The organism is Streptomyces sp. P9-A2 (genome assembly GCF_036634175.1).
Lineage (GTDB): Bacteria > Actinomycetota > Actinomycetes > Streptomycetales > Streptomycetaceae > Streptomyces > Streptomyces pratens.
Window position 1 is genome coordinate 1,434,018 of sequence record NZ_JAZIFX010000001.1, and the last position, 26,333, is coordinate 1,460,350.

24 protein-coding genes and 1 tRNA gene are annotated in these 26,333 nt (G+C 69.8%); 7 read left to right on the forward strand and 18 right to left on the reverse strand.

Annotated features, from left to right (window positions below; all coding sequences use genetic code 11):
* Positions 1-9 precede the first annotated feature (9 nt).
* Positions 10-717: a hypothetical protein gene (locus V4Y04_RS06450; protein WP_332426323.1), complete on the reverse strand. Its 708-nt coding sequence runs from the start codon at positions 715-717 to the stop codon at positions 10-12.
* A gap of 47 nt (positions 718-764) precedes the next feature.
* Between V4Y04_RS06450 and V4Y04_RS06455 the strand changes: the two genes are divergently transcribed.
* Positions 765-953 (forward strand): DUF5703 family protein, encoded by a 189-nt coding sequence (locus V4Y04_RS06455; RefSeq protein WP_332426324.1) that lies wholly within the window; start codon positions 765-767, stop codon positions 951-953.
* Between the two features lie 102 nt (positions 954-1,055).
* Here V4Y04_RS06455 and V4Y04_RS06460 read toward each other — a convergent pair whose 3' ends face one another.
* From V4Y04_RS06460 to V4Y04_RS06470, 3 genes are all read right to left on the reverse strand, one after another.
* Positions 1,056-1,760 carry a chaplin gene (locus V4Y04_RS06460; protein WP_332426325.1) on the reverse strand — a complete coding sequence of 235 codons (705 nt, stop codon included), beginning with the start codon at positions 1,758-1,760 and terminating at the stop codon, positions 1,056-1,058.
* 205 nt (positions 1,761-1,965) lie between these two features.
* Positions 1,966-2,199 (reverse strand): chaplin ChpH, encoded by a 234-nt coding sequence (chpH, locus tag V4Y04_RS06465; RefSeq protein ID WP_332426326.1) that lies wholly within the window; start codon positions 2,197-2,199, stop codon positions 1,966-1,968.
* A gap of 144 nt (positions 2,200-2,343) precedes the next feature.
* Complete coding sequence (locus V4Y04_RS06470) at positions 2,344-3,672, reverse strand: M20/M25/M40 family metallo-hydrolase (RefSeq protein ID WP_332426327.1); 1,329 nt, start codon at positions 3,670-3,672, stop codon at positions 2,344-2,346.
* A 284-nt stretch (positions 3,673-3,956) separates the two neighbouring features.
* Between V4Y04_RS06470 and V4Y04_RS06475 the strand changes: the two genes are divergently transcribed.
* Positions 3,957-4,044 (forward strand) — tRNA-Leu (locus tag V4Y04_RS06475).
* 79 nt (positions 4,045-4,123) lie between these two features.
* Here V4Y04_RS06475 and V4Y04_RS06480 read toward each other — a convergent pair.
* From V4Y04_RS06480 to V4Y04_RS06500, 5 genes are all read right to left on the reverse strand, one after another.
* Positions 4,124-4,744, reverse strand: coding sequence for an HNH endonuclease (locus tag V4Y04_RS06480; RefSeq protein WP_332426328.1), 621 nt, complete (start codon positions 4,742-4,744; stop codon positions 4,124-4,126).
* A 122-nt stretch (positions 4,745-4,866) separates the two neighbouring features.
* Positions 4,867-6,243 carry an AAA family ATPase gene (locus tag V4Y04_RS06485; protein WP_332426329.1) on the reverse strand — a complete coding sequence of 459 codons (1,377 nt, stop codon included), beginning with the start codon at positions 6,241-6,243 and terminating at the stop codon, positions 4,867-4,869.
* 94 nt (positions 6,244-6,337) lie between these two features.
* On the reverse strand, positions 6,338-6,658 hold the full coding sequence (locus V4Y04_RS06490; protein ID WP_332426330.1) for a 3'-5' exonuclease: 321 nt from the start codon (positions 6,656-6,658) through the stop codon (positions 6,338-6,340).
* Positions 6,659-6,865: 207 nt separating this feature from the next.
* Complete coding sequence (locus V4Y04_RS06495; protein ID WP_332426331.1) at positions 6,866-7,084, reverse strand: DUF397 domain-containing protein; 219 nt, start codon at positions 7,082-7,084, stop codon at positions 6,866-6,868.
* Positions 7,081-7,893: a helix-turn-helix domain-containing protein gene (locus V4Y04_RS06500; RefSeq protein WP_332426332.1), complete on the reverse strand. Its 813-nt coding sequence runs from the start codon at positions 7,891-7,893 to the stop codon at positions 7,081-7,083. Before V4Y04_RS06500 ends, V4Y04_RS06495 begins: the two co-directional genes overlap by 4 nt.
* A gap of 248 nt (positions 7,894-8,141) precedes the next feature.
* Here V4Y04_RS06500 and V4Y04_RS06505 point away from each other — a divergent pair, with 248 nt between their 5' ends.
* Entirely contained in the window at positions 8,142-8,657 is a 516-nt protein-coding gene (locus V4Y04_RS06505; protein WP_443079961.1) for an ATP-binding protein, read from the forward strand.
* On the opposite strand, the gene V4Y04_RS06510 is transcribed toward V4Y04_RS06505, so the two are convergent.
* From V4Y04_RS06510 to V4Y04_RS06535, 6 genes are all read right to left on the reverse strand, one after another.
* A complete protein-coding gene (locus tag V4Y04_RS06510) occupies positions 8,617-11,115 on the reverse strand; it encodes an Hsp70 family protein (protein WP_332426333.1) in 2,499 nt (832 codons plus the stop codon). The two genes, V4Y04_RS06505 and V4Y04_RS06510, sit on opposite strands and share 41 nt — an antisense overlap.
* A gap of 55 nt (positions 11,116-11,170) precedes the next feature.
* Complete coding sequence (grpE, locus tag V4Y04_RS06515; protein ID WP_332426334.1) at positions 11,171-11,776, reverse strand: nucleotide exchange factor GrpE; 606 nt, start codon at positions 11,774-11,776, stop codon at positions 11,171-11,173.
* Positions 11,777-11,824: 48 nt separating this feature from the next.
* Positions 11,825-12,133 carry a hypothetical protein gene (locus V4Y04_RS06520; RefSeq protein WP_332426335.1) on the reverse strand — a complete coding sequence of 103 codons (309 nt, stop codon included), beginning with the start codon at positions 12,131-12,133 and terminating at the stop codon, positions 11,825-11,827.
* A 24-nt stretch (positions 12,134-12,157) separates the two neighbouring features.
* Positions 12,158-14,689, reverse strand: coding sequence for a tetratricopeptide repeat protein (locus tag V4Y04_RS06525; protein WP_332426336.1), 2,532 nt, complete (start codon positions 14,687-14,689; stop codon positions 12,158-12,160).
* Between the two features lie 96 nt (positions 14,690-14,785).
* Positions 14,786-17,449: a hypothetical protein gene (locus V4Y04_RS06530; protein WP_332426337.1), complete on the reverse strand. Its 2,664-nt coding sequence runs from the start codon at positions 17,447-17,449 to the stop codon at positions 14,786-14,788.
* Complete coding sequence (locus tag V4Y04_RS06535) at positions 17,446-18,858, reverse strand: hypothetical protein (RefSeq protein ID WP_332426338.1); 1,413 nt, start codon at positions 18,856-18,858, stop codon at positions 17,446-17,448. The genes V4Y04_RS06530 and V4Y04_RS06535 overlap by 4 nt, the downstream gene beginning before the upstream one ends.
* 363 nt (positions 18,859-19,221) lie before the next feature.
* Here V4Y04_RS06535 and V4Y04_RS06540 point away from each other — a divergent pair, with 363 nt between their 5' ends.
* A complete protein-coding gene (locus V4Y04_RS06540) occupies positions 19,222-19,596 on the forward strand; it encodes a YchJ family protein (protein WP_332426339.1) in 375 nt (124 codons plus the stop codon).
* 235 nt (positions 19,597-19,831) lie between these two features.
* Here V4Y04_RS06540 and V4Y04_RS06545 read toward each other — a convergent pair whose 3' ends face one another.
* Positions 19,832-20,533: a FadR/GntR family transcriptional regulator gene (locus V4Y04_RS06545; RefSeq protein WP_332426340.1), complete on the reverse strand. Its 702-nt coding sequence runs from the start codon at positions 20,531-20,533 to the stop codon at positions 19,832-19,834.
* 137 nt (positions 20,534-20,670) lie between these two features.
* On the opposite strand from V4Y04_RS06545, the gene V4Y04_RS06550 reads away from it, so the two are divergent.
* A complete protein-coding gene (locus V4Y04_RS06550; protein ID WP_332426341.1) occupies positions 20,671-21,189 on the forward strand; it encodes a gluconokinase in 519 nt (172 codons plus the stop codon).
* Positions 21,190-21,338: 149 nt separating this feature from the next.
* Entirely contained in the window at positions 21,339-22,736 is a 1,398-nt protein-coding gene (locus V4Y04_RS06555) for a GntT/GntP/DsdX family permease (protein ID WP_332426342.1), read from the forward strand.
* Between the two features lie 171 nt (positions 22,737-22,907).
* Here the strand turns inward: V4Y04_RS06555 and V4Y04_RS06560 are convergent, their stop codons facing one another.
* Complete coding sequence (locus V4Y04_RS06560) at positions 22,908-24,458, reverse strand: APC family permease (RefSeq protein WP_332426343.1); 1,551 nt, start codon at positions 24,456-24,458, stop codon at positions 22,908-22,910.
* A gap of 85 nt (positions 24,459-24,543) precedes the next feature.
* Positions 24,544-25,494 carry a hypothetical protein gene (locus V4Y04_RS06565; protein WP_332426344.1) on the reverse strand — a complete coding sequence of 317 codons (951 nt, stop codon included), beginning with the start codon at positions 25,492-25,494 and terminating at the stop codon, positions 24,544-24,546.
* A gap of 304 nt (positions 25,495-25,798) precedes the next feature.
* Here V4Y04_RS06565 and V4Y04_RS06570 point away from each other — a divergent pair, with 304 nt between their 5' ends.
* The gene (locus V4Y04_RS06570) at positions 25,799-26,329 is read left to right on the forward strand and encodes an NUDIX hydrolase (RefSeq protein WP_332426345.1); all 531 of its coding nucleotides are present in this window, start codon (positions 25,799-25,801) and stop codon (positions 26,327-26,329) included.
* Positions 26,330-26,333 lie beyond the last annotated feature (4 nt).

Sequence of the window (26,333 nt, forward strand, 5' to 3'; positions counted from 1 at the left end):
CGGGCCTGATCAGCGATCGGTGCCGAGGGCCGGGACCGGCCCGTCCTCGAGGCCGTCGTCGGTGTCGTCCGGATCGTCGAGGTCGTCCACCTCGTCGTCGGGGTCCTCGTCGAAGACGGCACTGACGTCGAAGCGGCACACCACCAGCGCCGGGTCCACCTGTTCGAACGGGGCCTCCAGCCATTCACCGGGTTCCGCCGGTTCGTCCGATGCCGTCACCCAGAGCGTGGAGTCGCCCTCCTCCAGGCCGAACTCCTTGTGCCGTGAGGCGACCTCGTCCGGCTCGTACTCGCCGAACAGGAGGCCGAGCGCGCCGTGGACGGTGCCCGAGGTCTCGGAGGTGTCGGAGGCGTCCGAGATGTCGTCGTCCGCCGCCTCGATCCGCTGCGCGTGCGCCAGCAGCCGCTGCGGCTCCGCGACGGCGTAGTCACGGCGGATCAGCACACTGAGCGCGCTGGGCTCCTCGGGGCCGGTGTAGGGCGGCAGCGCGTCCTCGGCCTCGGGGATTTCGAAGGGGGTCACCTCGTCGTAGCGGTCGTAGAGCAGTTCGTCGTACGACTCGGCGGCCACGGCCAGCTCGTTGAACGCTTCGTAGACGGCCGGGTCGTCCTCCCCCGACCGGCGTTCGACCGCGGCCAGGTGGCGGTCGAGCGCGGTCTTGACCGCCTCGGCGGCGGCGCGTACCTCGGCAGCGGTGGGCTGCGCAGCATCAGACATAGTGCAGACGCTATCCGTACCGGGGCCCAGCCCGCACAATAGATGCGATGCCGGAATACGAATTTGTCCACGTGTACGTACCGCGCGGGGTCTCCCGCAAGGAGGCGGCCCGTCTGCTGACGGACCACGCGGAGTACGGTCACTGGGAGTTGGACCGACTGAGCCTGCTGCGCGACGGGAGCCGCAAGGTGCGGCTGCGGCGGCGGATCATCCGACAGGTGCGCGCGACCTGGTGAGCCCGGCCACCCCGCCGACCGGTACCCCTTCACCCACGGAGCGGCCCCGGCACAGCCGGGGCCGCTCCGCACGACCGGTGTGGGCCGCTGTCGCGGCCGGTGTCACGCGGCGGCTCGTGCCTTGCGGTAGAGGACCACGCCGGCGAGCAGCGCGCCCGCGCCGACCGGCAGGGTGAGACCGATCGGCAGCTCACTGCCGGTCGCGGCGAGCTCCACGTCTCCCAGGGGCTGGGCGGCGGTGTGGGTGACCGGCTGATTACCGGGCGCGGAGACGCCGGGGGTGGCCTCGCCCGGGGCGGGCGGTGTGCCCGGCTCGCCCTCGTCCGGCTCGCCCTCGTCCGGCTCGCCGGGCAGGCCGGGCGCCTCCTGGCCGCCGGATCCGCCGTTCGCGCAGTCGTTGCCCAGAGCGGTGTTGCCGAGGCCGATGACGTTGACACTGTTGCCGCAGACGTTCACCGGGATGTGGACCGGCGCCTCGATGCGGTTGCCGGACGCCACGCCGGGCGAGTCGGCGGTGTGCCCGTCGGTCTGCGCGCCACCGTGACCGCTCGACGGTGAGCCGCCCTGGTTGGCGCAGGCGTTGCCCACGGACGGGTTGAGGACGCCGACGGCGTCGACCGTGTTTCCGCAGACGTTGACCGGCGCGTGCACCGGCGCCTGGAGCGAGTTCCCGGAGAGCACTCCGGGTGAACCCTTGGCCGTGCCCTGCGCGCCGGAGTCGGCGTGCGCGACCCCGCCCGCGGCGGCGGCGAGCACGCCGGACGCGGCTGCCACGGTCATCAGGCCCTTACGGGTGACCTGTCGCATGTACTGATTCCCTGCCTTCGACCAAGTACCGGGAGGATGTTCCACGGATTTCCGGGATTTCTCGGAGCCCCCGGAATCCGCGGAATCCCTTCCCGGTGTTCGGGACGTACTGGAAAACCGGTCGGCCCCGGAGCACATGGCGCGCACTCCGGGGCCGACAAGCTCAAACCCTGAAAGGGCGGGCCCTAATGGGCGAGGCACAACGTCACTGGTTGACGCAGGTGTTGCCGAACGCGGGGTTCAGCAGCCCGACCACGGAGACCGTGTTGCCGCAGGCGTTCACCGGGACGTGCACCGGAACCTGAACGACGTTGCCCGAAGCGACACCCGGGGAATTCACGGCAGCACCCTGGGCACCGGAATCGGCGGCGGCCATGCCCGCACCCGCGAGAACCAGTCCACCGGTGGCGGCAGCGACAGCGACGACCTTCTTGAGCATTATTCCTCCTCGTTGGCAATGCGATCCAAATCCGCGGATCACATCACGAGTAACGAGGAGGAAGTAATGGGGATACGAGCTTATCGTCGCATTCACCCTTCCCAGCTAATTCCGCACATCTGCACGATTACTGAAAGGGGTTGCTCAGGACGCGTCCAGGAACCGGTCGAGCACCCGCACACCGAACTTCAGGCCGTCCACCGGCACCCGCTCGTCGACTCCGTGGAACATGCCGGCGAAGTCCAGCTCCGGCGGCAGCTTCAGCGGGGCGAAGCCGAAGCAGCGGATACCCAGGTCGTCGAAGGACTTGGCGTCGGTGCCTCCGGAGAGCATGTACGGCACCGCCCGCGCGATCGGGTCCTCGGCGCCGAGCGCCAGCTGCATGGCGTCGACGAGCCGGCCGTCGAATCCGGTCTCCAGCGCCTTGTCCGCGTGCACGTCCTCGCGCTTCACGCGCGGGCCGAGGATCCGGTCGAGGTCGGCCAGGAACTCCTCCTCGTATCCGGGCAGGAAGCGGCCGTCGACATGGGCGGTGGCCTGGCCCGGGATGACGTTGACCTTGTAGCCGGCGCCGAGCATGGTGGGCGCCGCCGAGTTGCGCAGCGTGGTGCCGATCATGCGGGCGATGCCGCCGAGCTTGGCGAGGGTCTCGTCCATGTTCTCCGGGTCGAGCTCGGTGCCGAGGGCGTCGGAGAGCTCGTCCAGGAAGGCCCGTACGGTCTTGGTGACCCGTACCGGCCACGTGTGGCGGCCGAGCCGGGCGACCGCCTCGGAGAGTTCGGTGATCGCGTTGTCGTCGTTGGTCATCGAGCCGTGGCCGGCCGTGCCGTCGACGGTGAGCCGCATCCAGTGCATGCCCTTCTCGGCGGTCTCGACGAGGTAGAGGCGCAGCTTCTCGTTCACCGTGAAGGAGAACCCGCCGACCTCGCCGATCGCCTCGGTGACGCCCTCGAACAGCTCGGGATGCTCGCGGACCAGGTGCTTGGCGCCATAGGTGCCGCCGGCCTCCTCGTCGGCGAGGAAGGCGAGGACGACGTCGCGCGGGGGCTTGCGCCCACTGCGCATGCGGTCGCGGACGACCGCCAGGGTCATCGCGTCCATGTCCTTCATGTCGACGGCGCCGCGCCCCCACACGCATCCGTCGGCGATCTCACCGGAGAAGGGGTGGTGGGTCCAGTCGTCGGCGTTGGCCGGTACGACGTCGGTGTGGCCGTGGATCAGCAGGGCCGGCCGGGAGGGGTCCTCCCCCTCGATACGGGCCACGGTGGAGGCGCGGCCCTTGTGCGACTCGAAGATCTGCGGTTCGAGCCCCACCTCGGCGAGCTTCTCGGCGACGTACTCGGCCGCCTTGCGCTCGCCGGGACCCGAGTGGTCGCCGTAGTTGCTGGTGTCGATCCGGATCAGGTCGCGGCAGAGGTCCACGACCTCGTCCTCACCGGTGACGCCCTTGGCCGTGCCGTCCGTCGCGCTCACGTCGTTCCTCCCGCTGTCGCTGCACACTGTTCCCTGCACGCTGTCACTGTTCGTGGCTCTCCCCTCATCCTCTCCCCTGCGCGGCCCCGCCCCAAGACGGGACCCGGCCCGTCACACGGCGTTCACGCCGGGACGGAGCAACGACCCGGGGGGCGAGCCGGGCGGAAGCGCGGCCGGAACGGGCGCGGCCGGGCCACCCGCCCACCGGGGGTGATCGGCCACCCCGGAAAGCCTGGTAATGTTTACGTCGTCGCAGCGGGGGAAACCCGCGCGTCAGACACCTTGTCCGGGTGGCGGAATGGCAGACGCGCTAGCTTGAGGTGCTAGTGCCCTTTAACGGGCGTGGGGGTTCAAGTCCCCCCTCGGACACCAGTAGGCGAAGGGCCCTTGTCGAGCAAGGGCCCTTCGCCTTTTCCCGGCTCACTGAGGGTTCCTGCTCGGACAGAAATGGTCAGAGCCCAGGCAGGAGCGCTGCGCGAACATCGTGGTCGCGCAGCAGTGTGAGGGCTTCGGAGTCGTCCATGAAGATGTCGTCGGCGCCCGGCGCGAGCGCCTGGTGAAACATGGCGTGGACGACATCGGCGGTCGGTTGCTCCCAGATGGCGGCGGCGCAGTCCGCGGCATCCTCCAGATCGCCCTTGTCGACGGCGTTGCGCCAGTCCTTCAGGAGGAGCGGGGTGACCCGGTACGCACGTCGGCGTCCTCGGATGAGGATGCCGCGGTTGAGGCGGAAGACGTTGATCGTTTCCTTGCCCCGGTCCGTGAGGTCCAGGTACTCGCCGGTGGCCAGCGAGAGGTGCAGATGTGCCGCGGGGTCCTCACTGCTCGGGTCGATGAGCAGGGGCGTGCCGTCAACGGCGAGCGGGAAGACATCGCGCTTCAAGTGGCTGTTGCATAAGGAGCACGCCAGCAGATGGTTGCTCCAGTCGAAGGTCCGGAGCGGATTTTCACGGATGGGCTCGAAGTGATCGATGTCCGTGCCCTGGTTGTCCCCGCAGTACATGCAGCGTTCCAGCCCCGGCGCCATCTCCGCCAGGGCGGTGCGCAGGACCGGATGTACGTGTCTCCGCACGGTCGTGTGCTTCCATAACCACTTTGCCCGCTGCCTCGGGACGGGAGCCTGCCCGATGTCATCCGTGTGCCCGGACATCGCAGTCCGGGTCTGTTGCGGAAGAGACCCCCGAATGATGCGAATCATGATTCGCCCCGTGGGCGGCCCGAGTGGCGCCGGGCCGCAATTTCGTCGACACGGGTCGCCGGGGAGCTGGTCAGCTTGCGTTTCAGTGCCCGGTACTGGGCCTTCTCCTCCTCGCTGGCGTGGCCTCGCACGACGTCCAGTTCCAGGGCGATGAGCTCGTCCCGTTTCTGCTCGGCCTTCTCCGAATAGAGCGTGTCGAGCCCGAAAAGGTCGGACAGCACAGCGTCGTCCCCACTGCCGAAGATGATGCGGTCGTAGAGGTGTTGAGGCACGACTTCCACCGGGCTGTCCTCGTCCGGCCCGGGGAGCCGGATCAGTCCGCCCGGGTCGGCCGCCTGGCAGATGTAGGGGCTGTGCGTGGTGACGATGAACTGGATGTTCGGGAAGTGCGCCTTCAGCCAGCCGCCGATCCTCTTCTGCCAGGAGACGTGCAGGTGGGCGTCGATCTCGTCGATGATGACGACCCCGGTACTCGGCACGTTCGGGACACCGTCCGTCGTGTCGAGGACGAGTTCGCCGTAGGCGTCGTGGATCTGCTTGAGGATGTCCACGACCAGGGCGGCCACCGTCCGGTAGCCGTCGCTCATCTCACGCAGCGGGAACCGGTGGTCCCGGTTCATGACCCACAGGCCCTCGGAGTCGACGCTGTCGATGCGGTAGTCGTCGGGAAGCAGGTCGTCGCCGAGGATCGCCAAAGCGGCGGTCTTGAGATCCCGGGCGCCCTCACGGTCCTCGAAGGTGCGCAGATGCTGCTCGATGAGCCAGCTCACGCCTTCCGCCAGGGAGGCATCTTCGTGGAAGAGGCTGGTCAGTCGGGCGACCGCGCCCGAGGTGGACATCAGCCGCTGGATGTCGTTGGAGCCGCCGGCCAGTCGGCGGAAGGGGCCGTACCCGGCGCAGAACCACCCCACAGGATTGTCGGCCCACGGACCGCGCAACGCGACGGGTCGTTCCTTCTGGTAGCCGATGGCCATCAGCGACGGCTGGCCGGTCCTACTGGACCCCGGCTTGCCGGACAGCGATCCATCGCTCGACGCGGCCCACCGCAGGCCGGCCCAGACTGGCAGGGCCGACCGCCTCCCCCCGGTGAATTCGTCCTGCCCCGGCTCGTGGACCAGGCACACCTCCGCCTTCGCCACCCGCTCGTCCCGGGAGACCCAGGTCTCGAACCCGGGGACGAGGCTCCGGGCGACGGCCGGCCCGCTGATCGCCAGGGCGAGCGCGCGCAGCAGCGTCGTCTTCCCCGAGCCGTTGCGGCCGGCCAGGACCGTCCAGCCGGCGTACGAGCCGTCGGGCCTGGTCAAGTCCAGGTCGACCGTGCGCCCACCGTGGAACGACCTGATGTTCCGTAGGCGCAGATTCTTGAGGTACATGTCTCGTCCGCCCGCATCCCATTCTGAGGTGAGAGCCGTACAGCGGCCGGCTCCGCGGTGACTCTAACGCGCCACTCCGTCGAATCGCCGCAGGTCAGTGGCTTCCTTCCAGGAAGGGGCTGTGCTTTACCGCCCACGTGACGGCCAACTGTTCGCGGGCCCTGGTGGCTGCGACGAACAGCAGGGAGCGCTCACGCTGCATGTCACGCTCGTGCTGCAGACGGTCTTCGGACACCGGGGTGACGGCATGGGGCTGGGGCACGTGGTCGGCGCCGACGCCGATGATCGCCACCGCCCGGTATTCCAGTCCCTTGATCCGGTGCATCGTCATCACGTGTACTCCGGAACCGGGCGCCGGGGTCTGCCGCGGCTTCACCTTGACGGCCTTGATCCCCGCACTCTCCAACGCCTCCACCGCCGCCTCGACGAGCTTGTTGGTGCGGGCGGTGACGACGATCTCGTCCTCCTTCAGCCCCTCGCCCAGCCAGCCCTCGACCCGTGCGGCCAGGCCGGTGAGCTCGGCAGCCGTGGAGGGGTATTCGACGAACTCCGGTCCGGCTCCCCCGCCCTAATCGACTGCACAGCGCATTCGATGCACTTCGGGATTCGCGCGCAGATCGGATCAAGCCTTACTGCTGTGGCGCGCAGCGAAGCCAGTGAAGTCCGCCCACGTGGTGGGGGTCACCGTGAGCGCCGGGCCGGTGACGGCCTTCGAGTCACGAATGTGGACGGCCTGCCGCGAAGTGGCCACCTCTACGCACTGGCCACCCTCCGCACCGCTGTAACTGCTCTTGAACCACCGCAGATCCTGGGCCATGGTCGTGATCCCTCGGGCGTTCATAGCTCCCTCAGCAACTTCTCGATATAGGCCAGAGACTCACACGGAGTGAGGGCCTGCGCACGGATGATCCCATAGCGCGCGGCGAGTGCACGGACCTCTTCGCGATCAGTCACCAGTGTGCTACGTCCTTGCGCTTCTGTGTAGCCGATCTGCTCTCCTCCCTTAAGGGTGAACACCGTGAAGCCGCCGTCCACGCCAGCGTTGTCCTCCCGGTCGAGCGGCATCACCTGCACTTCAACATTGCGCTTCTCTCCGATCAGAAGGATCTGCTCCAACTGGCCTCTCACCACCGAGGCCCCTCCGAGCCGTCGCAGCATCACATGCTCTTCCATGACAAAACTGAACAAAGGAGCGGGCCACTTGTCGAGGATCTCCTGGCGAACCAGACGCGCCGCCATCCGCTCCTCGATCGTCTCTTCCTTCAGGAGCGGCCGACGCATGCGCAAAACCCCTCGCGTGTACTCCTCCGTCTGCAACAGGCCGTTGACCATGTGGGTGTCGTACATCTGCAACTCGACCGCCTCGGCCTCCAGCCGCGCCGCATCCCGGAAGAACGCCGGGTACCGCGCCCGCGCGACCTCCTCCTTCATCGCCCGCAGGACGCCTCCCGCATCCAGTACCTCATCCGCCCTGTCGATCAGCTCGGGCTTGGGGATACGGCGGCCGAGCTCGACCGACGTGATCTGGTCCTCCCCGTAACCGAGCCGGGAACCCAGCTCCCCTCGCGTCAGCCCGGCCCGCTCCCGCAGCAGCTTCATCTGCCGCCCGAAGCACCGCAGGAAGTTCGCCCCGTCGTCCTGTTCCACCATGCCCGCCGCCTCCGGCAACCCCTTAGCCCACAGTTCTGCCGCGCAGCCGTACACACTGAAGCCGTACACGCAGCGCGAGGCGTCACGCTACGCGCAGTGACGAGGCGCTTGTCCCCCGAACACCCGCAAGTTCCCTCGTACGAGCATCCGCCGCCGCGTGTACGCACTCGGAAACCACCTGTACAGACCGGGCACGTACAGGCGTTTCCGCTGGTCAGCGCCGTGCCGTCTTCGGCAGGCTCACGGCCATGGAAACCTCTGGCATCACCACCCCGCAGGCGGACCAACCCCTCGCCGTCCCGCACGAGTTCGCCATGCAGTTCACCTCCACCCCGCGCGGTGCCCGTCTCGCCCGGCGTCTCGTCTCGCACCGGCTCGACCAGTGGGGATACCCATACGACTCCCCCGTCAACGAGACCCTGACCCTGATCACGGCCGAACTCGCGGCCAACGCCGTGCGGCACGGGCACGTCCCCGGCCGGGACTTCCACCTCCGGCTGACCGCGGCCCCGGAGCTGCTCCGCGTCGAGGTGACGGACACCCGCACCGAGCGGGTGCCGCCCCCGTCCGTTCACGAGGCGTCCGGCGACGCGGAGTCGGGCCGGGGGCTGCTGCTGGTGACCCGACTGGCCACCCGATGGGGCGCCGACCCACGGCCCGTCGCACCCGGCAAGACCGTCTGGGCGGAGCTCTCTCCAGCAGCCCCCTGCACGACCGCCGGAGTCAGTGCGCCGGCTTCCCCGGACGTACGGTCTTGCGGGTAGGAGCACGGAACTCGGCCTGGTCCCGGCGCATGTCCCGGTAGAGGTCCGCAATGCGGGACTTGGCGGCGTCGGTACGGGCGAGGTCGCCCTGCTGGACCGCATCGGTCAGTCCTTCACCGGCCTGGCGAATGCGTTGCTTCAACGCCGGGTTCACGCCGTTCTGGGAAGCGAAGCCCAAGGCACTCATCACCTGGTACAGGTCCTCCCCGAGGCGGCTTCGCATGGCCAGTACCTCCTGGGCGATCTTGTGTCCCCGGTCGAAGTCTCCGGCCTTGCGCGTGGTCTGCAGCTCGTTGCGGTGGCGGCGCATCGCCTCCAGGTCCTCCGGCGGCATCAGCTCCGCCACATGATGCGGGTAGAGGAACGCGAGGGCGGATGCCCAGCGGACGGCCTTCTGCCGCTCCAGAAGCTCGTCCGCCTCTTCCAGGAGCGTGTCCAGGGACCGTCCGGGCGCCTCGCCTCGCACGGTCAGCTCCAGCGCGCTCGCGGTCTCCTTCAGCACGGCGGATTCGGCCCGGGTGAGTTCATGCTCCCACTCGGCGAGGAACATCTGGAACCGCTGGTGGACGTCCTTCGCCCGCCTGCGGAACTCCGGTGCCAGCAGATTGCGCCGGAAGACGGCGGGGGCGAAGTCCGCTCCGCCGAGCCGGGTCTCCAGGCGGATCGTGCGGTCCTTGTCGAGGTGCACGGCGAGGGTGAGGGGGTTGGTTCCCGTGATGCCCTCGGGCAGCGGGTACATCACGACGCCGCACAGATCGTTGCGCTCCGCGGGCTGGAGGTCGCCTTCGTACAGCGCGATCTCGAGCAGATCACCCGCGTTGCCGATGACGGGGGAGTCGTACCGGGCTGCCTGCTCCGTGGGGTAGCGTTCGCCGGCCGGGAGCAGAGGAGTCGACAGCCCGTCGGCGGTATGGACGCCGATGCGGTGAGGGATCACACCGGACGGGGCCGTGACGGGCAGTTCCTCGTCACAGTACGAACACACCGTGAGACCCGGCCGGTTCACCAGCGCGCACTCCGGGCACTTCAGACCGCCGCCGCCCTGCAGTTCGGCTTCGCACAGGCCGCACTCCAGAGCCCCCGGGGCGTTCTCCTCCCCGCACTCGTCGCAGACGGCCAGGGAGGGCGTGGGCCGTTCGGCCGCGAGCCCGGTGAGGTCGGACGCGCAGACGGGACACGCCCCCGTCCCCTCGGAGGCGGGTACGTGGCACGTCGGGCACTCCACCGTCAAAGCGCCCACGAGCGGGGCGGCGCACTCGGGACACGCGTCGGCGTCCAGCGGACACACCGCGCGGCATTCGGGGCACTCCAGCTCTTCGACGAGCGCCGACTGAACGGCCGCGCCCAGCGCCACGCACGTCATGGGGTCCACGTCCGTGCGCAGCTTCTCCCGGCCGAAGACGGCCGCCAGCCGCTCCCCCACCAGCGGGACGGCGCTCGAGCCGCCCACCAGGAGAACCTGGTCCATGTCCTCCGGGCGCAGTGAGGCCTCGGCCACGGTCCTCAGGGTCAGCCGGACGGTCTCCTCGATCCTGTCGGAGATCAGGTCTTCGAGTGCCCCGCGGTCCACGGTCTCCGAGAGGGTCTCGCCGGAAGTGCCGAGCGGCGAGAGGATCACCTCGGTCGAGGAAGCGGCCGACAGGGTGATCTTGGCGCGCTCGGCGGCCTTGCGGATCCTCGCGGCATCGCCCGGCAGCGGTTCGTGTCCGGGGTTGCGTGCGTCGAGGAGTTCCTGGAGGTGGCCGGCCAGGCTGCTGTCGAAGTCCGTACCGCCGAGCAGGTTGTCCCCGCCCACGCCGAGCTCGTCCAGCACGCCCGGCATCAGGGTGAGGATGGAGACGTCGAAGGTGCCGCCTCCCAGGTCGTAGACGAGGACGGTCGCGGTGTCCTCGTCCTTCGCGCGGCCGAGGCCGTGGGCGAGCGCCGCCGACGTGGGTTCCGACAGCACCCGGACGACGTGGAAGCCGGCCAGTCTGCCCGCTTCGCGGGTGGCGGCGATCTGCCGTTCGCCGAAGTAGGCCGGTGCCGTGATCACCGCGCGGCCGAACTCCGTTTCGAGACGGGCCTCGGCGTTCCGCTTGAGCCGCCGGAGGATGATCGCGGAGATCTGGACGGGGGTGTAGCGGTGCTCTCCCAGCCGGATCAGAACGCCGCCGTCCGGCCCTTCGGTGATCTCGGGGCCGTCGTTCCCCATGCGGCGGAGGGCCTGCTGCACCTTCTCGTCCTTGAACTGACGCCCCATGAGGCGCTTGACGGTGGTGATCACGCGTGTGGCGTCCCGCTCCACCCAGTTCAGCGCCTCCTGTCCGACGAGGAGGCCGTCGTCCGCGGTGAGGCCCACGGCCGAGGGGGTTCCACTGGCCTCCGGGGTGCTGGAGACGACTTCCGGTTCGCCGTCCTTGAGCCAGGCCACGACCGAGTTGGTGGTGCCGAGGTCGATTCCGAGGGTTCTGCGCACTTCCGGGTTCCTGTTCTGCGAGTGGACGATGCGGGGCGAGGGCACACGGGAGGAATCAGGAGCGGCGACGGCTGCGTCGCTTGTGCCGCGGCAGCCATCGGGGCTGCCTCCGTGGAGCGGCCGGGCCGGACCGCTTCGGCTCCCGTGCGGGTTCCTCGGGCGCCTCCGGGTCGGGTCCGTCGACGGCGACGACGACCTCGGCGGTCCGCAGCACCTGCTGCCCCCGATAGAAACCCGCCACCCGCTCCTCCAGCACCGTGTCGGCGGGCTGTCTGGACGTGGGACGCGTGTCCACGACCCGGGCGACCTCGGGCACCGCACGCCGGTGGGTGAGGTCCATCGGCCGGACATCGGCCTCCAGCAGCCGGAGACGCAGCAGCCTGTGTGCCGCGGAGACCTGTTCGCTCAGCCTCTCCATGGCCGCCACCGCGTGCCTCGGATCCTGGCGGACCGACCACCGCACGGACTCGGCGAGCGTGTCGTCGACCTCGAGGAGGCCAATGAGCAGGCGGTGGAGGGAGGACTCGGACTCGGCTTTCCGGTGCGCCAGTTCGTCCTCGTATCGGGCCCGCCGCCGCTCCAGGGCCTCACAGCGGGTGCGCAACTGCGCGATCAGGCGCTCCGTGTCGGAATCGGGCCGGGCGGAGGACGGTGCGGTCAACGCATGCTCCAGGGGGGTGGGAGGTGGGCTTCCGGAGGGCCTGGGCCTTCAGTCGGGCCGTACGCCTAGGCTCGCGGGGTCGGGGAGCAGGGGGGATACCTCCACCATGCGCAGACGTGCCTCGTCCGACAGGGCACTGTCCGCATCGGGCGGCAGTCGGCCGGGCAGCGACGTCAAGAGGTTCGCCTCATGGCGTCCGGCGGAGCGCCGGAGGGTGCTGTACGCCCGAGAGATGCGATCACGCCGGGCGCGATCGCGCTGGGCCGATTTCATGGCTCGGCGGTAGGCGGCATGAACGTCGGCGTCGGAGGCGCCGATCTCCAGCCCCAGCACGTCGTAGGGGGAATCAGTGAACATCTTCCCGGGCACCCCGTTTCCCTGTCACCACAGCTGGTCGTCTTCTTGAAGCCCGAAGAGGGGCAGTTGGCGGTCCGTGTCCCGCGTACGCCCGTCTCGACGGGGTGAACGCGCGTCAATGCGGGCACTCTTGGCCGGCCGCCGACGGGCGCGCCGGGCACGGGCCTCGGCCACCGCCGCATCGAGTCGGCTCCGGTCGCCGACATCGGACGGGCACCAACAGGCGAGGGCGATGGCCCCGTCGTAATCCCCGTCCGCGCACAGTAGTTCCGCAAGGTCGGCCAGGAGCCACGCCTGGATGTCGGAGATGTTCTGGAGAACCGCATAGCTACGGACGACGCCCAGGATGTCGAGTGTTTCCCGCAACTCCTCCTCATCCAGCTCGCGGGGTGGCAAAACCCTCTCGAAGAGGCCGTGCGCGATGTCGCACTCCGGGCCCTCTTCGCTGAAGCACCGGCAGTCGTCGTCCGAGGGATCCGAGAGAAGCCGGGCCTCCCGCATCAGGCTCAGGGCTTCTGCGCGGTCACCCTCCACAGCACTGTCAAGCGAGTGTTCGTAAAGAACGGGAACCAAGGCGCGGCGAGCGGGCCGGAAGTCTCCGTCGCGGTCGAGGACTGCGCGCAGTGCGGCGACGGCCCGCTTTCGCCCGGCTTCGGACTGACTCTCCAGAAGGCGTTCGGCATGGCTCGTCTCGGACGCGTTCAGCGCCGCGACGGCCGACTCGTTCGAGGGATCCAGCTCGTACGCGCGGGCGAAGCGAACGCGAGCCTCGTCGTGGGCGTTCCGCTGCCGGACCTGCTCGCCCAGGTCCACACATCCGGCGGCCAGGTTCCGTTTCAGCTTCTCGTGCTGCGGGGCCATGACCAGGACACGCTCAAGGAGGCCGACATACGCCTGCCAGTCGACCTTGACACAGTTCTTGGACAGGGCGAATCCCGCATGCACGCCCGCCCGCCCGATCTGCTCCTCGTGGCCGACGAGGGAGATGCCGACGGCCGCCGCGTCCTCGAAGTCCCGTACCGCGGCGGACCAGCGTTTGGCCTCCGCATGTGCGTACGCCCGGGCGAGGAGGGCGGCACCGAGGACACGCCACGGGCCTTGGAAGAGCCCGGTGTCTTCGTGAGCCTTGTGCCTCGCGATGCCTTCGGCTTCGAGGGCGACGATCACGTCGTCGAACCTGCCGGGCTCCAGCAGCATCAGGTAGCGCCCCTCGGGGGACAACAGGCCCTCGAGCCGATCGCCGGTCGCATCACCCTCGAGGCTTGCATCCGACACCGCGCTGTGGACACTCGCGACCAGGGTTTTCCACGAGCTGCCGACCGACGACAGAAGGTCGAGGAAACCCGGGCCGAAGGAGAAGTCGTACCCGGCCTCCAGGGGCGTCAAGACGTCTTCCATGGCTTCGGGAAGGCTCTGGGCAACGGCCAGTTCGACCTCCCAGGCCAATTCCAGGCTGTCCACCGGCGGCCGTTCCGCGGCTCTGTCGTCGTCCCGCAGTGTCTGACGGATGCGCTCGGTGAGGGCGTCCGAGGCGGCCTTCCGCTCGTCGGCCGTCAACGGGCTCCCGGAGTGCCGCTCGAGCTCTTCCCAGTAGGAGACGGAGTGCAGGACCATCGCCCAGCAGGCGACGGCCTGCCGCGCGGCCTCCTCCCGAGTCTGGTCGTCCGCCTCGGTGTCACCGTCGAAGACCCGTAGAGCCGCGAGTGCCAGGGCGTGCACCGCGGCGGTGTCGACCGGCCTCGTCAGCCACTCCTCGTACCGGGCCCGCCACGCCTCGACATGACGGCCCGTACGGCTCAGCCGACGTGCCGCCCAGGGGCGCAGCCACTCGTGTGCCTCGGGAAGCGGCGAGTCCGAGGCTCCGGGCTCCGGAACACAGGCCCGTTCCAGATCCGTGGGGTGGAGGGTCCTGGACGCGCGGTACAGCAGAAGGGCCGCACGCCGGTCGGGTGCGAAGGAATCAAGAACGTCGGCCTGCTCACCGAGGTCCGCGGCTTCTTCCGGAGCGAGGCAGGCCAGCAGCGCCTTCGCTGTGCCCCAGTTCGCCGTGTGGGCCCAGGACGCGAGGGTCTCTATGGCGGTCCCGACACGGTCGGCCAGGGTCGCTGACTGCGCCAGGTTGTGCAGCGCCACGTCGAGACACGGACCGCAGCGGGCCACACCGTCTTCGCGCTCCGCGCCGTGCTCAGGGCAGAACCAGCGGTCACACTGACCGCACAGGCTGTCGACAGCGCCCGTGCAGTCTTCGTGGAAGCACAGAAGGGTCTGCTGGCGTGCGTGATCCCCAGGAAGCGAGAAAGCCAGCGACCGCTCGTACCAGTCACAGCACTCGGCCCAGTTCTGTGCGCGGGCCGCGAGCGCTCCCCGTAGGGCGGCGTGACGGGCATCGACCACCGCGCGGCCGGCTGCCGCGGCACGTTCCAGCCGCCGCAGATGACTGATGGCAATCGCGAAACGGCCCTGAGTATAGGCAGCGACAGCCTGCTCGAACACAGCGGACGGGTCACCCACCGTTGCACCGTCGTCCTCGGCACCTCCCCACGCGGTGTGCGACACCACCGTCCCCCTCCGGTCTGCCCACGACACGGAAGCAGGCATCGACCGACGCCCCCTCCGGCCGATCTTCCGCATATGCCTGTGCAGCATAGAGTCTCAGGTGGTGTCCTCGAACAGTCGTCGCATCAACTCCGGGTACGGCAGATCCACTTCGGCCAAAGTTGTCCTCAAAGCTTCGGGCGGGCCCGTTCTGAGCGGGGTCGGAGCGCCGACGAGACCGGGGACGGTGGAAAAGTCACCGCCGCTGAACCGTGACTCCGGTGTGGCCGGGGAACGCACCTCGTACGTGCGCCACACGCGTGCAGGGGGATTCAGCAGGACCAGCCAGGGCTTCGCCCAGGCGGCGAACGCCCAGCGCCTCCTTCCACGGGCGCGGACGAGCACCCCGTCGGTGTGATGCCGACCGAGTCGGTCGGCTGCTCTGGCCACGACCGGGATCGGGTTTCCGAAGGAGCCCGTGATGTCCCAGATCCCGTCCTCGTACGTGACGGACCAGCCCGCCTTGGAGAGCTCCTCGATCACCTCGGCGTGCGGATCGTCCTCCTTGGCCAGGGCCACGAGCCGTTCCACTTCGCTCCAGGGCGCGACGCGGGCGAGCGCCTGCTCCGGCGGCAGCATCAGGTCCTCGGCCTCGGCAGGGTCGGCACGCGCGATCATGCTCTTGTGGTTCTGCCATGTGCGGGCGGCCAGCACGTCGTGCTCACCGCCGCCGGTGAAGGTGGCGTCCTGGCTGAGCAGGGTCATCAGGACGGCCGCCACCGCGTCCACGCGTTGTCCGGTCTCGGGCGGGGCCTGCTGTTCCGCCGTCTCGTCGTCCGGTCCGCCTCGAGGACCGAGATCCCTGAGGAGACCGCTCAAGCCGTCACGCCAGCTGTGATCGTCGTCGTCCCAGACGCCTGCGGCCAGGAGTTGGACGTACAGACCGGCCACCATCAGCCGCACCGCAAGGGGTTGCGGTTTGTCAGGGTCGGCGAGCGTGGCAGCCCAGCGCCGCACCCAGTGGCGGCAGCGGGCACGCTGCTCAGGGGGGACGTTCGGAACGAGGGGTGAACCGTCGGCAACGAGGTCTTCTTCCTCCCCTGTGTCGTCGTACGCCTCGTCGTCCTCCGCCGACACGGTGGCGGTGACCGCCGACACGGTCCATCGAGAGGCCGGTGGTTGGGGCAGGCCGATCTGTGCGGTGCCGAATGCCAGGCCGGTCAGTGGAGCTCCGATCATCCGACTGCATTCGGCGACGTAGGCGTCCCAGCGGTCGATGCCGCTCGTGTCCACCGGGTTCGTCGCCGTTTCCGACGTCGCCGCGCTCGCGCGGGAAGCGGACGCACCGGCGGTGAGCTCGCGCAGCCGCAGCAGATCCGTCTCGAAACGGCGGGCCGCGGCTTCGTCCGCGAACAGCACCTCTGCCGTGTAGTCGTACCGCAGCCGGGGCCCGCTGTCGGCGGTTCGGCCGCCTGCGCAGTGCACGGGGCTGTACACGAAGACGACGGGTGATTCTGCGCTGCTGCCGTCCGGTCGCAGGCAGGTCGCGCGGACGGCCGCGCCGGGCACCTCGGTGATCGGGAAGGAGCGGGTCGAATCCCCGGCGGGGAGGGAACCGATGTCCGTCCAGGAGCCCGGTGATCCGTCCGGGGACGTACTGATCACCACGGGTGCCGGCTCGCCACGGGCCAGCGAGACGTGGAGACCCGCGCTGTCCGTCTTGGCGCCCAGCAGGACCAGCACGGGGCCGGCGCCGGTGGTGAAGGGACGGAGGGTACGGCCCGTCAGGGCCGTGAGCGCGGTGGTGCGCCCTTCTTCGGGAAGCAGGGGCGTGGTGTCGGCGGAGAGCACGGCGAGTTCGCAGTTGCCCCCGTCCTTGGTGCTCCTGCACAAGGCGGCGCGGGTGAGGTTGGGGCTGCCGGTGAGTGCGTGCCTGCGCCCGCCGACGCTCCATTCGACGAACTTGCCGTGCCGCATCCGCGTCTCGTCGAGGAGCCGGATCCGGGTGGGGTATTCATCGAGCGCCGTCTTGAGCGTTTCGGCGTCGTAGCTCGACCAGCGGGGCTGGAGGCCGAGAGTGACCTGTCCGGGGATCAGGCGGTCGACGAGGGCTCGGAGGGCGTGTGCCTCCGGGTCGATGAACGGGGCGTATGCCTGGATCTCGTCGACAGGGCCCGCCGGCAGTTGGTCGATCAGGTTCCGGTGGAGGTTGTGCAGCAGCCGCGGACCGGTTTCCGAACCGGCGGGGGCGTTGACGTGCCTTTCGGTCAGGAGGGCCGCGAGTTCTCCGAGGTGGCCCGCGGTCCAGGGGGCCAGGTCCACGGCGGCGGGCAGGTCCTCCAGCCATTCCGCGAGATCGGCCAGCAACGCGTGGGAAGCTTCGTCCTCGGTCTCCACGACGGTCCACAGCTCGTCGTTGGCACCCCAGCCGGACAGCGTCGGGTTCCCCGAGCCGACGGCCAGTCGACAGGCGTGTTCCCCGATCAGCAGGACGACTTTGGGGTGGAACGCGCCCCGGCAGCCGGCAAGTCCGTGCAGGTAACTGCGGCCTGCCCAGCGCACGTCGACCGGGTCGTACAGCCCTTGGGCCGCGTCGCCGATCACCGCGATCCGGGCGCCCAGGCCACGTGCGACGGAAATCGCGACCTTTTCCAGGAACGGGAGATCGACGGTGAAACCCAGGAACAGCGCTTCGCGCAGTGCTTGCCCGTCGCTGCGCTCGGCCCATTCACGCAGCAGCGTGACGGGGGACGCGAACCTGGTGTGCTGTACCGCGCTCACCGCTCCGTCTCCAGGATCTTCCGGCCGGACGCCGTGACGACGTGGCAGCCGTCCTGGACGGCGAAGAGTCCGAGCTGTCTGCCGAAGGAACCCAGTTGGGGGATACGGGTACCGATCTCGGAATCTCCCTCGTCTCCGGTCTTGAAATACCGTTCGTTGCGCAGATGCAGACGCGAGAAGATCTTCAGTCCGCCTGTCGCCGGGTCGGTGCGCAGCTTGCCGAGCGCCACTCTGCGGGACTGCGCCAGCATGTCGTCCACCAGCCGGGCGGCCAGGTCGTGGACCGGCCGGTCGGAGAAGTCACGGATGAGGCCGTCGACCCAGGTCGGGTCAAGAAATTCCGCCGACCGCCTCTGCCGGCCGAGGAAGACGGCACGTACGTCGTCGGGCAGTTGGCCCTCCCGGGAACGCAGGGCTCCGGCCAGCAGAAGCAGCACGTTGGTCATGGGGGCGTCACCGCCGTCCACAAGCAGTTGCCGTTCGGCCGGCAGCAGTCGTCCGTCCGGGCTCTTGAGCTGCGGCAGCTGCCCCAGTGTCTGCCGCACGGTCCCGGCCGGGGCCTGTTGTGCCAGCCAGTCGCGAAGCTCCTGCGGCGACGTGTCGGCCTCTCCGTCCCTGGATCCGACGCAGGACACGAGGGCGGCCCACAACCGGCGCCAGGCGCCAACGGAGTAGTGGCGCAGGAGCAGCCCGCGCCAGCCCATCGCCTCCGGGATGGTGGTCAGGACGGGATCCGTGCTCATGTCCTCACCGAACACAACGGCTGAGCGCAGAGTCTCCTGGTAGCCCTCGCCCTTCTGGCCATGAAGGGCGATCGCCCGGCCGAGGATCCGGAAGGTTGCCCTTCGGGTGCGATCGAACGCCTCCCAGTCCTGAGGCCGATGGACTCCCCCGGCATCAGTGGCGGTCAGCACGTGCGTCAGCCAGTCCTGTTCGACCGGAGACGGGACCCCGAGCGCGACCTGGCCGGCATGCTCCAGATCCGCAGCGGGTACAACGTCCTGCTCGGCGAGGGCGAGCAGCGGGTCGAACAGTTCCCGGAAAGTCGCGGGAAGGGCACGCCGGCCGGGCCGGAGCGCTCCTTCCCGGACCTCCACAGTTCCGAGCACCGTGGCCGGTCCTCCGTACTGGTCCCAGAAACCCCATCGACGGGGCGAGTACGACTGGCTCAGGTGTTCCTCGCCGGCCGCACGTGCCAATTCCAGCTCCTGTGTGCGGAATCGCCGCACCCGGTCGACTCCATGGGCGAACCATGCCTCGTCGGCAGCCTCCGTATCGTGCTGGAGTGCGGCCATCAACACCTCGCAGCGGCGGACGAGTCGGCGGCAGGCGGAGAGGTCCAAGGCCTTCTGCTCGGCGTGCGCGGCGATCGCCGCGTACAACGAGTGGTAACGGATATAGCGGGTCACTGTGGAAACCCCTGGTACCAACCGGTCGACCGCCCGCATCACCGGGCCCTCCACAGCCAACGGGTAGCGCCCGGACCGCACCCCCAGTCCTTCCCGTGCCCATGCCGGTCCCTGAACGTCCGTGGTCACCGCGTGCCTCCCCGCTCACCCGGCGTCCGAGTACCTCACCGGCCACCGCTCTGTGATCCAACGCTCAGCGTAGGGGCCGGGTTTTGGGCATGTGGCCGGTTTCTCCGGACTCTCGGCCGGTCATGGTGCGGGCCGCACGGCAGCGTGCCGCGGATCTCCGGCCCATGCTTGCCGCCGTGTCAGGCGCACCCTCGCGCGCTCCGAGCCTCAGCCCGGGCCAGGCAGAATGGCGGCATGACCACGCTTTCCTGCCCCTGCGGGCTCCCCGAGACCTACGAGGCGTGCTGCGGCCGCTTCCACACGGGGGCGGCCGCCGCGCCGACCGCCGAGCGGCTGATGCGGTCGCGGTACTGCGCCTTCGTGCGGCTGGACGCCGGTTACCTGCTGCGCACGTGGCATCCGCGGACGCGGCCGGAGCGGGTCGACCTCGATCCCGGGATGCGGTGGACCGGGCTGGAGATCCTGGAGACGGCCGGCGGGTCCGCCTTCCACTCCACCGGGACGGTGACCTTCCGGGCGTCCTACCGGGGCGGCTCGCTGCACGAGCGCAGCCGCTTCGAGCGGGTGGACGGGGCGTGGGTGTACGTCGACGGGGAGTTCCTGAGCTGAACCCGTCGGCGGGCTCCCACCCGCCGGCCCCGCCCATCTCGACGGGCTCCCGCCCGCCGGGCACGTCCGTCCTTCTCGCTTCGGGCCGCCGCCGACAGAGCGGAACACTGTTCCGCGTCGCGACCAGGACAACGCTCCGCTCGCCGACGCGGCCGGAGCCGGACGCTTCCGGCCGTCCCGGTTGCCCCGGTCTCCGTCGGCCGGACGAGGCGACGCCCCGACGCGGCCCGCCCGGTCACGGCGCCAGGATGTCCAGTTCCTGGAGGGCGCCCACGGTGATCTCGCGGGTCAGCTCCTCGGCGCGGGCGGCGTCGCGCTCGCGGACCGCTTCGGCGACCTGGACGTGCAGGGTGACCGCGGCCGGGTCGGGGTCGTCGAACATCACGTCGTGGTGGGTGCGTCCGGCCAGGACCTCGGCGACGACGTCACCGAGGCGGGCGAACATGTCGTTGCCGGAGGCGGTGAGGATCACCCGGTGGAAGGCCATGTCGTGGAAGAGGTACCCCTCCAGCCGGTGGCCGCGCGAGTTGGCGACCATGCCGAGGGCGCACTCGGTGAGTTCGGCGCACTGCTCGGCGGTGGCGTTGCGGGCGGCGAGCCCCGCCGCGACCGGTTCGACGGCCGAGCGCAGCACCGTGAGCGAACGCAGTTGCCGGGGGCGGTCCGCACCGGCCAGTCGCCAGCGGATGACCTGGGGGTCGTACACGTTCCAGTCGCGGGCCGGGCGGACCGTGACGCCCACGCGGCGCCGGGACTCCACGAGGTACATGGACTCCAGGACGCGTACCACTTCGCGCATCACGGAGCGCGACACCTCGAAACGCTGGGCGAGTTCGTCGGTGCGCAGGACGCTGCCGGGCGGGTATTCGCCCGCTGTGATCTCGGGGCCGAGGGTGTCCAGTACGCGGCCGTGCAGTCCCCGGCCCGTGATGCTCATGCACTCAGAGTACGGGGCGGATCACCGAAACCAAAGGTCGGACTTATTCGTCACAGACTCTTGAATTTGTCGTACTTTTAAGTTTCAGTTGCCTCGACATCAGGTTGTCGACGACGACAGCAGACAGTGAGGCAGCGATGAACACCCCCCATGTCGTAGTGGTCATGGGCGTCGCGGGCACCGGCAAGACCACCATCGGTCCCCTGCTCGCGGCCCGGTACGGCGTCCCGTACGCCGAGGGCGACGACTTCCACCCGCCGGCCAACATCGCCAAGATGTCGGCCGGCACCCCGCTCGACGACGACGACCGCCACCCCTGGCTGGACGCCATCGGCGCGTGGGCGCACGAACGGGCCGGACTCGGCGGAGTGGTCAGCTCCTCGGCGCTGAAGCGGTCGTACCGCGACCGGCTTCGGGCGGCCGCGCCCGGCGTGGTCTTCGTGCATCTCACCGGTGACCGCGCGCTCATCGAGGACCGGATGTCGCACCGCGAGGGGCACTTCATGCCCACGGCCCTGCTCGACTCCCAGTTCGCCACGCTCCAGCCGCTGGAGACGGACGAGGCCGGGGTCGCCGTGGAGGTCTCGGGCAGCCCCGAGGAGATCACCGAGCAGGCGGTCACCGCCCTCGCGAACCTCTCCGGGGCGACCTCGTAGCTGCCGGCCGAAGTCGCCTTCGCCGGTCGGCCCCTTCCGTCCGAGCCGGCTCCGCCTGCCGCTGCCGGACCCCATGAACCCCGGGACGCCCCCATCGTCCCGGTCCTCTCCCTGATTTTCTTCCTCCCCGTACTCACAAGGAATCCACCGTGACCAGTCTCAGTGTCGAGATGCTGGCAGCGGACGTACCCGAGTCCATCACCTCGGCCGGCCACGCACAGCTGGGCATCGCAGTCCTGGCGGGTATCGCCGTCATCGTTCTGCTCATCACCAAATTCAAGCTGCACGCCTTCCTGGCGCTGACCATCGGTTCGCTGGCGCTCGGCGCGTTCGCCGGGGCGCCGCTGGACAAGGTCATCGCCAGTTTCAGCGCGGGCCTCGGTTCCACCGTCGCCGGTGTCGGCGTGCTCATCGCCCTCGGAGCGATCCTCGGCAAGATGCTCGCCGACTCGGGCGGCGCCGACCAGATCGTCGACACGATCCTCGCCAGGGCCAAGGGCCGCACCATGCCGTGGGCGATGGTGCTGATCGCCTCGGTGATCGGTCTGCCGCTGTTCTTCGAGGTCGGCGTCGTCCTGCTGATCCCGGTCGTGCTGATAGTCGCCAAGCGCGGCAACTACTCGCTGATGCGGATCGGCATCCCGGCGCTCGCCGGTCTGTCCGTGATGCACGGCCTGGTGCCTCCGCACCCCGGCCCGCTGGTCGCGATCGACGCGCTCGACGCCAACCTCGGCGTGACGCTCGCGCTGGGTGTGCTCATCGCCATCCCGACGGTGATCATCGCCGGTCCGGTGTTCTCCAAGTACGCGGCCCGCTGGGTGGACGTCCCCGCCCCGGACCGGATGATCCCGCAGCGCCCCTCCGAGGACCTGGAGAAGCGTCCCGGGTTCGGTCCGACGCTGGCGACCATTCTGCTGCCGGTCGTGCTGATGCTGGCCAGGGCCCTGGTCGAGATCGTCGTCGACGACCCGGAGAGCGGCGTTCAGCGCGTGTTCAACGTCATCGGCTCCCCGATGATCGCCCTGCTCGCGTCCGTGCTCGTCGGCATCTTCACGCTGGTCCTGCCCGCCGGGTTCAGCAAGGAGCGGATCTCGGGGCTGGTCGAGAAGGGCCTCGGCCCGATCGCGGGCATCCTGCTCATCGTCGGCGCCGGCGGCGGCTTCAAGCAGACGCTGATCGACTCCGGTGTGGGTCAGATGATCCTCGACATCTCCGCGGACTGGGCGATCCCGGCCCTGCTGCTCGGCTGGCTGATCGCGGTGGCGATCCGGCTGGCGACCGGTTCGGCGACCGTGGCGACCATCTCGGCGGCCGGACTGGTGGCACCGCTCGCGGCCGACATGTCGACCACGCACGCCGCCCTGCTGGTGCTCGCCATCGGCGCCGGCTCGGTCTTCTTCAGCCATGTCAACGACGCCGGTTTCTGGCTGGTGAAGGAGTACTTCGGGCTCACCGTCGGCCAGACGATCAAGACCTGGTCGGTCATGGAGACGATCATCTCGGTGGTCGCGGGAGCGCTGGTGCTGCTGCTCTCGTTGGTCATTTAGCTGTACGCGGATCCAGCTGTACGCGGCTCCAGCCGCACACTGATCATTCGGCCGCTCGGGCGGCCGGCCGATCGAACGGCCGCGACCGCGGCACCGCTCCTGGGGCGGTGCCGCGGTCGCGGCCGTTGTCCGTGGTCCTCAGGACCGCCGGCCACACACCGGCGGCACGGGCTACGGCTTGCGCCCGGCTTCCTTGTCCAGTTGGAACGCCTCGTTGCCGAGCCCGATCCGGGCGTGCGTCCCGGGGGCACGGGAACGCAGCACCAGGCCCTGGACCAGGCCGGCGACGAGGGCCAGCCCGATGATGCCGGGCAGCAGCAGGCTCAGGACGGAGTCGGGTCCGGTGCCGACGAGTACGTCGAAGTCCTTGACGGTGTAGCCGGCGATCACCGCCAGGGCGATGCCCGCCAGCGACGAGGTGACCAGCCGCCAGGCCTGGGCGCCCGCGGCACCGCGGCGGACGAAGAAGACGACGACGGACAGCGAGGCGATCGCCATCAGGACGATCACGCCGAGCGCGCCGACGTTGCCGCCCCAGGTGAACAGGTGCAGGACGGGCGCGGTCGGGTCGCCGGTCGGCTTGTCGTCGGTGAGCGCGAAGGCGAGGACGAGCACCGCGGCGATGCCCGTCTGGAGCAGCGACCCGGTGCCGGGGGCGCCGCTGGTGCCGGTGGTGCGGCCGAAGGCGGAGGGCAGCAGGCCCTCGCGGCCCATGGCGAACGCGTACCGGGCGACGACGTTGTGGAAGCTGAGCATCGCGGCGAACATGCCGGTGACGAAGAGCATGTGCAGGACGTCCGTGAAGGTGCCGCCGAGCCGGGACTCGGTGAGGAAGAACAGCAGTCCCGCGCTCTGCTCCTGCGAGGTGGCGACGATGCCCGCGGGACCGGTGGCGACGGTGAGGGCCCAGCTGCTGATCGCGAAGAACACGGCGACGCCCGTGACGGCCAGGAACATCACGCGCGGCACCAGGACGTGCGGCCTGCTGGTCTCCTCGGCGTACACCGGGGCCTGTTCGAAGCCGAGGAAGGCGGCGATGCAGAAGCACAGGGCGGTGCCGACGCCGGCACCGGTGAGGGTGTCCGGGTTGAAGGCGTGCAGCGACAGCCCTTCCTTGCCCGGGTCGGCGATGGCGGCGATGTCGAAGACGACGACCAGGAGCACCTCGATGACCAGCAGGACGCCCAGCACGCGCGCGTTGACGTCGATCTTCAGCCAGCCCAGCGCGCCGACGGCGGCCAGCGCCACCAGCGACGGTATCCACCAGGCGACCTCGAGGTCGGCGTAGGTGGCGAAGAGCCCGGAGACCTCGAAGCCGAAGATGCCGTAGATGCCGACCTGGAGGGCGTTGTAGGCGACCAGCGCGACCATCGCGGCGCCCGCGCCGACGGTGCCGCCGAGGCCGCGGGAGATGTACGCGTAGAAGGCGCCGGCGTTGTGGACGTGCCGGCTCATCTCGGCGTATCCGAGGCTGAACAGCACCAGCACGATGCCGAGGACGACGAAGAGCAGCGGCTGGCCCACGATGCCCATCACCGCGAATGTAGTGGGCATGACACCCGCGACCACCATGAGGGGAGCGGTCGCGGCGAGCACGGAGAGCAGCAGACCGCCCGTGCCGAGACGGTCGGCCCGCAGGGCGCGCTCCTGCCCCTTGAAGGTGCTGATGCCGTCCGCTGCGGAGCTGCTCGTGCGCGAACTGCGCGAACTGTCCGTCGTCATCGGGAGAACCGTCCTTGGGTCGGGAGTGGGTGCTGCGTGGCGGGTGGAGCGGGCTGGGTTCCGGGGGATCAAGGGGGCACGGGGGTCATCCGGTGCCGAGGGCGGTGGTCCGCGCGGTGCGGAAAGCGGTGAGCGGGTCCCGGTCGGGGTACGACCAGGGGACCGGGGTGACCTTGTCGCCGATCCGGTGGAACAGGGCGGCGGCCTCGGCGCTCCGGCCCTCGCAGACCTTGGCGTGGGCGAGGAAGTTCAGGTCGATCAGGCGGCGCGGATGCTCTTCGTGCTCCCACTCCAGCCACCAGTCGAAGGCGGCCTTCATCACCTGCCGGGCGCGGCGGCCCACCCAGTGTCCGGAGGCGACCGGGTCGGCGCGCTCCTGACCCGCGGCGGCGAGGGCGCGGTAGCGCTCGGCGTGCGCGATGACCGGCAGGATCGCCAGGGGCGAGTCCGCCGGCGCCTGCTCCGCGGACCAGTTGGCGAAGTCGTAAACCTCGTGCAGCGGGTCCGGGCCCGCCTCCACACGGCGTTCGGCGAGCCAGGCGACCACCAGGTGGTGGGCGTGGTGGTGGTCCGCGTACCGGGAGCGGATCTGCTCGAAGACGCGGACCGCGTCGCCGCCGGCCCCCTGGGCGCACTCCAGCAGGAGCAGGCCGAGCCAGGGGGTGGGGTCGGCGGGCAGCACGGCGGCGGCCCGGTGGCAGGCCTCTCGCGCGCGGTCGGTCCTGTCCTTGCCGCGCAGGGCGCGTCGCACCTGGGCCAGGGCGAGCAGGACGGCTCCGTCCCCGGAGTCGGGTTCGGCCAGCAGCCAGTCGCGGGCCCAGGTGGCGCAGGAGGACTCCCGGGCGAGCACCGTGATCCGGTGGCCGCGGCGGTCCCAGTCGTCCCCCGTGCGCACCAGCAGCGAGCGGCTTTTCTGCCACCGGCCCTGCGCCAGCGCGGTTCGCGCGGCAACGAGTTCTTCATCGTCGAGGGCCTCGTCGAAGGCCTGTGCCGCCCGTCTGCGGACACGGCCGAGGGGAGGCGGGGGTGGGGGCACCGCGGACTTCCTCACGCGCTCTTCCGGTGGCTCGGCCCATGGCGGGTGGTCGGCCCGTACGGCAGTGGTCGGCTGCCGTCAGCCATGGGCTGATCACAGGTAGCAAACCGTCAGCCAACAGTTGACGTCAAGAGCGCTCGAGGCATTACACGCGTCAACTGACGTCACAGACACATCACTTGAAAGCAGCAACCATACGGACGGGGCCGGAGGAGGCTCCCAGGCCGGGCCCACGAGGTGGATCGGTGACGTGTCATCAGGCCCTCGTGCACAGGGCCGGGCGCGGGCCTGCTTCGATGGGTCCATGACCGCTGCCGATGAACCCGCGCCCGCCGCGGACGAGATCCTCGACATCGTGGACGAGAACGACCGGGTGACCGGCCGGGCCCCGCGCGGCGAGGCCTATGCGCGAAAGTTGCGGCACCGTTGCGCTTTCATCCTGGTCAGGGATGCCGAGGGCCGGATCTTCGTGCACCGGCGCACTCCGACGAAACTGGTGTATCCCTCCCTGTACGACATGTTCGTCGGCGGGGTCGTGGGCACCGGCGAGAGCTACGCCGAGGCGGCCCTGCGCGAGGCCGAGGAGGAACTGGGCGTGTCCGGGCTGGCGCAGCCCACGCACCTCTTCACGTTCCTCTACGACGCCGACGACGGGCGGAGCTGGTGGTCGGCGGTCCACGAGGTCCGCTGCGACCTGCCCGTGCGGCCCCAGGCCGAGGAGGTGGCCTGGCACACCTTCCTGAGCGAGCCTGAACTGGAGCGCCGCCTGGGCGAATGGGCATGGACCCCGGACGGTCTGGAAGCGTACGAACGCCTCAAGGCCAGGCGCGGGTGACCGC